The organism is Neisseria sp. P0001.S005 (genome assembly GCF_051963715.1).
Window position 1 is genome coordinate 1 of sequence record NZ_JBQCTZ010000171.1, and the last position, 7,279, is coordinate 7,279.

Below are 7,279 nucleotides of genomic sequence, written 5' to 3' on the forward strand. Positions count from 1 at the left end.
ATTTGCTGCGCCTGTTGAAAAAATAATGTTTGAGGCCGTCTGAAACTTTTCAGACGGCCTTTAGATGAAAGATAAAACAATGAACATCATTGATACCGCCATTCCTGACGTAAAACTGCTTGAGCCCCAAGTCTTCGGCGACTCGCGCGGCTTTTTTATGGAAACCTTCCGCGACGAGTGGTTCAAGACCCAAATCTGCGACCGCACCTTCGTGCAGGAAAACCATTCCAAATCCAGCAAAGGCGTATTGCGCGGCCTGCACTATCAAACCGAAAACACACAAGGCAAACTCGTGCGCGTGGTTGTCGGCGAAGTATTCGACGTGGCCGTCGATATGCGTAAAGACTCCCCCACTTTCGGCAAATGGGTAGGCGAGATCTTGTCCGCAGAAAACAAACGCCAACTGTGGGTACCCGAAGGTTTCGCTCACGGCTTCTATGTACTGAGCGATGAAGCCGAATTCGTCTATAAATGCACAGACTATTACAACCCCAAAGCTGAACACTCGCTGATTTGGAATGATCCGACCGTCGGCATCGACTGGCCGTTGCAAGGCGAGCCAAACCTGTCGCCTAAAGACTTGGCAGGCAAAGTATTGGCCGAAGCGGTAACGTTTGAATAACTTCAAAACATAACAGAATCAACTGTTTATATTTTGTAGTATTAGAAAGTTTCAAATGAATTTAAATAAAATTAGAAAATTTTTTAGAGAACCCCATATCTTCTTTAGGGATTTTCTAAATAAACGCTTTCCTCCTTATAATGTAGAACAGCCTATTCCTGAAACTGAAGAATTCACTCTGATCAATGCAGATGCAAATCTTGCATCACTCACAGAAAACGTTTTGCCAAACTTCCCCATCGATGTTGTTTTTACTTGGGTCGACAATACCGATAAAGCATGGCAAGAACAGTATTACCGTACCCTGCAGCCTATTGATCAGGAAGATATCGGCCTGTATGCGACCGATCCTGCCCGCTTTTCCAACCATAATGAACTTTTTTATTCAGTACAGGCAGTACAGAAGTTTATGCCGTGGGTCCGCAATATTTTTATTGTAACGGCGGATCAAAAACCTAAATGGTTAGATGAAAACACCCATTCTAAAATTAAATTAATCAATCATTCGCAAATTATTGACGCCAAATACTTACCAACGTTCAATTCCCACGTCATTGAAGCAAACTTATATAAAATTCCAGATTTAAGTGAACATTTTATTTATTTTAATGATGATGTTTTTGTTGCAAGACCACTGATGCCTAACCACTTTTTTGAAAATAATGGCTTGGCTTCCCTATTTGTTGCCAATAAAAGTTTTCAAAAAATGCGTCAACGAGGTCTAATCACACCGACATTGACCGCATCAGAACACGCATTAAAGCTCTTAAAAAGACATTATCCGACAATTAATATCAATACACCGTTGGTACATACTTACGTTCCACTACGGAAAACATCCTTTCAAAAAGCATGGTCATTATTTGAAGATGAAATAAATTCTTTTCTAAATAACAAGGTACGCCATAATTCTGAACTTAATATGGCCAGTTTTTTAGTACCTTGGTTGATGTACCTTGACGGATATGCCACACCGAAACGTGAAATTTGCTACTATTTCAATATACGCAGTTCACACGCCCAAACTCAATATAAGAAATTGTTATTCAAGAAGAAATACCTTCATATGCCCCACTCCTTCTGCATTAACGATTCAAGCAGTAATAATGCGGATAAAAACTATGCCCTACATTTCCGTAATTTTATGGACACTTACTTTGAAATAGAGGCAGAATAAATTCTTACATTAATGACATTTGATAGATAACATAATAATTTAAAATGATTTTTTCAACATTCGGCCTATTTAAACAACGTCTCTTGCTAACCAAATTTTTAGACAAAATTTCAACGGATAAGACCGCAGTATTTTGGGGCAAGAAACATCCCAAACGCAGAAAATTAGCACATATCTTAAGATTGCCCCTGCTCAATCTTGAGGACGGCTTTTTACGCTCGCTCGGACTGGGCGTCTCCGGTTATCCGCCCTACTCCATCGTCTATGACGACATCGGTATCTACTACGACACCACACGTCCTTCGCGTTTGGAACAACTGATTCTCGCCGCCGATACCATGCCGTCTGAAACCTTGGCTCAGGCGCGGCAGGCAATGGATTTCATCCTGCAACACCACCTGTCCAAATACAACCACGCGCCTGAGCTTTCAAACGATCATCCTTTACGTTCCCCATCCAAACCCGAAACCGTCCTCATCATTGATCAAACCTTCGGCGATATGGCCATCCAATATGGCGGCGCAGACGCCTCTACGTTTGAACTGATGTTTCAGACGGCCTTGAATGAAAACCCGCAAGCCGATATCTGGGTAAAAACCCATCCCGATGTTTTGTGCGGCAAAAAACAAGGCTATCTGACCCAACTGGCGCAGCAATACCGCATCCATCTTTTGGCAGAAGACATCAATCCGATTTCTTTGTTGCAAAACGTTGATAAAGTTTATTGCGTTACCTCGCAAATGGGTTTTGAGGCGCTTTTGTGCGGCAAACCACTGACCACCTTCGGCCTGCCGTGGTATGCCGGATGGGGCGTAAGCGACGACCGCCACCCACAAATCGACAACCTTGTTCAAACCCAACGCCGCGCCCCCCGCAACTTGCTGCAGCTCTTCGCCGCAGCCTATCTGCAATACAGCCGCTACCTCAACCCCAATACCGGCGAAACAGGCAGCCTCTTTGATGTCATCGACTATCTGGCGACGGTCAAACGCAAAAACGACAAATTGCGTGGTGAGTTATATTGCGTCGGCATGTCTTTGTGGAAACGCGCGGTTGCCAAACCATTCTTTAACGTACCCTCATGCCGTCTGAAATTTATCTCCTCCACCCAAAAACTGGCTGGGGTCAAACTGTCCGATGATGCACGCATCCTTACCTGGGGCAACGGCAAAGAGGTCATCGTCCGTTTTGCCGAACAACACCACATCCCCCTGCTGCGCATGGAAGACGGCTTTATCCGCTCGGTCGGACTCGGTTCTAATTTAGTGCCGCCGCTGTCGCTCGTTACCGACGATATGGGCATTTATTTCAATGCCGAAACCCCGTCACGTCTTGAACACATCCTCCAAAACCAAAACTTCGACGATCAAGACTTTCAGACGGCCTTGAAGCTGCAAAAAATGTTGACCGAAAACCACATCAGCAAATACAACGTCGGCAGCTCAGACTTCACCGTCCCGTCAACCGACAAAACCGTAATCCTCGTTCCCGGCCAGGTTGAAGATGATGCGTCTATCCGCTACGGTTCGCCCCAAATCTATCGCAATCTGGATCTGCTCCGTACCGTACGCGAACGCAATCCCGATGCCTATATCATCTACAAACCGCATCCCGATGTAGTCAGCGGTAACCGCATCGGCCATATTTCCCTTGAAGATGCTGCACAATATGCCGACCAAACCGCCGAACAAGCAGATATCCTGACCTGTCTCCAATACGCAGACGAAATACATACCATGACTTCGCTGACAGGTTTTGAAGCCTTGTTGCGCGGCAAAAAAGTCAGCTGCTACGGCCTGCCTTTCTATGCAGGCTGGGGGCTTACCCAAGATCTGCTCCCCATTCCGCGCCGCAGCCGCAGGCTTGAGCTTTGGCAGCTGATTGCCGGCACGCTCATCCACTACCCCGACTATATCCACCCCGAAACCCATCAGGCCATCAATGCGGAAACCGCTGCCCAAATCCTGATACGACAAAAAAATATGCAAAAAAACAACAACGGATTACATCGCGGGTACTTTGCTAAAAAATTAGGTAAAATCAAACAACTATATCGATCTTTCAAATAAACACCATCTAAATTAACGACACGTCATAAACTTGCCTCTATTGAGGCATCATTGCCTTTGCATCGTTAATACGCTTGGCGTATGCTTGAAAGTTCAACCTAAAACTATTACATAAAAAACAAAACCACATTGCGACATGAAACAGACCGTCCTCCAAAACAACCTGCAAAACCTGCTCGAAAGCGCAGAAAATATCCTGCTACTTCAAGGTCCTGTCGGCAATTTTTTTCTGCGTCTTGCCGACTGGCTAACTGCAAACGGCAAAACCGTACATAAATTCAACTTTAATGCAGGCGACGACTATTTTTATCCGCCCACTCAAGCGCATACCGTTGTTTTTAACGACAGCTACGATGCCTTTCCTGAATTTTTGCAAGAATACATCGCTCAACATCACATCCAGGCCGTTGTCTGCTTTGGCGACACACGCCCTTATCACATCATCGCAAAACGCATTGCAAACGAAAACCAAGCCAGTTTCTGGGCGTTTGAAGAAGGCTATTTCCGCCCCTACTACATCACCTTAGAAAAAGACGGCGTCAACGCATTTTCCCCTCTGCCACGCCGTGCCGACTTTTTTTTGGAACAATTCCCCAAGCTGGCCCAGCAAGAATACAAAGCGCCGACGCCGGTACGCGGCGGGTTTACGCCCATGGCAAAAAACGCCATCCGTTACTATATCGAATTGTTCCGCAATCCGAACAAGTACCCGAACTACATCCACCACCGCGCATCCAATGCCGGCCATTACCTCAAACTGTGGTCGATCTCCATCCTCAAGCGTTTGAACTACTATATTGAAGACATCCAAATAGCTAAACGCGTGGAGGCGGGCAAATACGGCAAGTTTTTTATTGTTCCCTTACAGGTATTCAACGACAGCCAAGTCCGCATCCATTGCGACTTTTCCAGCGTCCGCAGCTTCCTGCTCCATGTTTTGGCCTCCTTTGCCGCGCACGCGCCTGCCGATACCAACCTCATCATCAAGCATCATCCGATGGACCGCGGCTTTATCGACTACTCGCGCGACATCAAACGTTTTATCAAAAAACACCCCAAACTCAAAGGCCGTATCACTTACGTCCATGATGTCCCCCTGCCCGTTTTCCTGCGTCACGGCCTTGGCATGGTTACCATCAACAGCACCAGCGGCCTGTCCGGATTGATCCACAACATGCCTGTCAAAGTCCTCGGCCGTGCCTATTATGATATTCTCGGCATTACTGACCAAAATACCTTGGCAGAATTTTGGAATCATCCGACACCGCCTGACAAAGAGCTGTTCCATGCCTACCGTATGTACCACCTCAACGTGACCCAAATTAACGGCAACTTCTATAGTCAGGTGTTTTTCCCCAACAAAAGCACCTCCGACTCTTCTACACCGACAACCTGACTTAGCGAAAGAAAAGTTCAGGCCGTCTGAAAACATTTCAGACGGCCTAAAACAATCAATACATTGGCTACTTCCATGTAAATCAAACACAAAAACCTGCATTTATCATTAACAATAAATTACAAAAACAGTATAATGACCGAGCTGTCATGAGCGCATACCGACTCAACCTGAGCCCTTTGTAACACAAAAAATATGGATGTATCCCTAGGCAAAACAATATAACAAGCCAAGCATCCTAAAGATAAGCCAGCAAGGCAACACACTCTACAAAACAGTGCCAAGCAATATTTTTACAAAGCCCTCAGCCGGTATCGCCGCCCATATGCCGCAGCATCCGTCTTCCACTTTATATCCGCCCCAAACCATGACCGCCGCTCCTGATATCCTCTACCGGCAAGCCGCCGCCCTTTTGGAACAATCCAATACCGCCCAAGCCCTGCCCCTGCTGCAACAGGCCGCAGAGCAGGGATATACGGAAGCTGCTTTTGTATTGGGCAACTATCTGCTGCAAAACGGTCATCCGGAGCAGGCACTTCCATGGTTGGAAGCCGCCGCGGCCCAACGCCATCCCAAAGCACTCTTCTCCCTGCTGCAACAACGCGAATACAACGGCACCCCGACCGGACAGCTTCTTAACGAATACGCCTGGCTGGGTGAGCAAGGTCACCTCGAAGCCCAATTAATCCTCATGCGTTACCACGCGCAACGCAACGATCCACAATCGCTCTACTGGGCAGAGCTTGCCGCTGCCCGATATGCCGCGCCTGCGTATTACCATCTGGCACGTCATCATCAACGCCAAGGCGACGTTGAAACAGCCATCGAACAATACGAAAAAGCGGCCACCCTCGGCGTAACTGCTGCCTGCTGGCAACTCGGTCAAATCTACTTCTACGGTACAGGTGTCAACCCCAATCACGCACAAGCCGAACACTATCTCGAACAAGCCGCGCAAGCCGGCCACATCGCCGCACAAACCTTGCTGGCTGACCTTCTTGCCGCCCAACGCAAACCCGAAGCCTTAGAATGGTATCGTCGTGCCGCCGATAAGGAGCAAGCGGAAGCACAGGCCAAGCTGGCCCAATATGCCCTAACCGGCGAACTTTCCGAACGAGACCCGTTCCAAGCGGCACGCTACGCCAAAGCCGCCGCCGAGAAAAACCATCCCGAAGCCCTGAAAATCATGGGCGACCTCTACCGCTACGGCCTTGGCATCAAAGCCGACAACCATATCGCGCACGATTACTACCACCGTGCCGCCGCGCTGGGTTCTGCCGCCGCGGCACAAAAACTCATCAGCGACGCCGCGCTTTACCATCCGCAACAATACGAACAAATCAAAACAGCCGCCCTGCAACAGCAACAAATCGAAACCATCTACCGTTTGGCAGAAGCACAAGCTCACGCCATCGGCCGTCCTGCCGACTACAATGTCGCGCGCAAGAATTACATGGAAGCTGCCGAGTTCCACCATAAAAACGCAGCGGCAGCCTTAGGTCGCATCTACCATTACGGCCTCGGTACGGCGCAAGACCCTCGGGCGGCCGCCCACTGGTACGCCATCGCTGCCGAACAAAACCACCCTTCCGCCCAATACCACCTCGCCTGTTTTTACTATCACGGGCAAGGTGTCGGCTGTCATGTTCCGACCGCCTGCTACTGGCTGCAGGCCGCCATCAGCAACGGCCACACTTCGGCCGAATCATTAACATCCCTATTAGAACAATGGCGCCGCGAAGTGCACCATGCCATCGGGCAAAAGGCCGTCTGAAAATATTTACACTCGCATTTTTTGACAATCTTTAACTATTCCCCTAATATTTGCCAGTTATTTTTCACGGACACGTCATTGTTTTCATTTCTTTCTGAAAACGCCTTGTTCGCGCATCAATACCATGACACTCGGCGGATAACGCCAAGCGTTGAAACACACTACATCCGGAACAAAAACGGATGCTCGGAAAAACATTTCTAGGAGGTGAAACAACATGGAATGGGAATTCAACAGTTAT

Annotated in this window: 5 protein-coding genes; all 5 read left to right on the forward strand. The window is 48.0% G+C overall.

The window, feature by feature from the left end:
• Positions 1–79 precede the first annotated feature (79 nt).
• The 5 genes from rfbC to ACTHSP_RS15765 all read left to right on the forward strand — a co-directional run bounded on the left by rfbC (position 80) and on the right by ACTHSP_RS15765 (position 7,038).
• Entirely contained in the window at positions 80–622 is a 543-nt protein-coding gene (rfbC, locus tag ACTHSP_RS15745) for a dTDP-4-dehydrorhamnose 3,5-epimerase (RefSeq protein WP_314458829.1), read from the forward strand.
• A 55-nt stretch (positions 623–677) separates the two neighbouring features.
• Entirely contained in the window at positions 678–1,799 is a 1,122-nt protein-coding gene (locus tag ACTHSP_RS15750; RefSeq protein ID WP_314458634.1) for a stealth family protein, read from the forward strand.
• 44 nt (positions 1,800–1,843) lie between these two features.
• Positions 1,844–3,868, forward strand: coding sequence for a capsular polysaccharide export protein, LipB/KpsS family (locus ACTHSP_RS15755; RefSeq protein ID WP_314511910.1), 2,025 nt, complete (start codon positions 1,844–1,846; stop codon positions 3,866–3,868).
• A gap of 136 nt (positions 3,869–4,004) precedes the next feature.
• Positions 4,005–5,264, forward strand: coding sequence for a capsule biosynthesis protein (locus ACTHSP_RS15760; protein WP_314511911.1), 1,260 nt, complete (start codon positions 4,005–4,007; stop codon positions 5,262–5,264).
• 367 nt (positions 5,265–5,631) lie between these two features.
• On the forward strand, positions 5,632–7,038 hold the full coding sequence (locus tag ACTHSP_RS15765) for a tetratricopeptide repeat protein (RefSeq protein WP_314511936.1): 1,407 nt from the start codon (positions 5,632–5,634) through the stop codon (positions 7,036–7,038).
• The last annotated feature ends 241 nt before the right edge of the window (positions 7,039–7,279 follow it).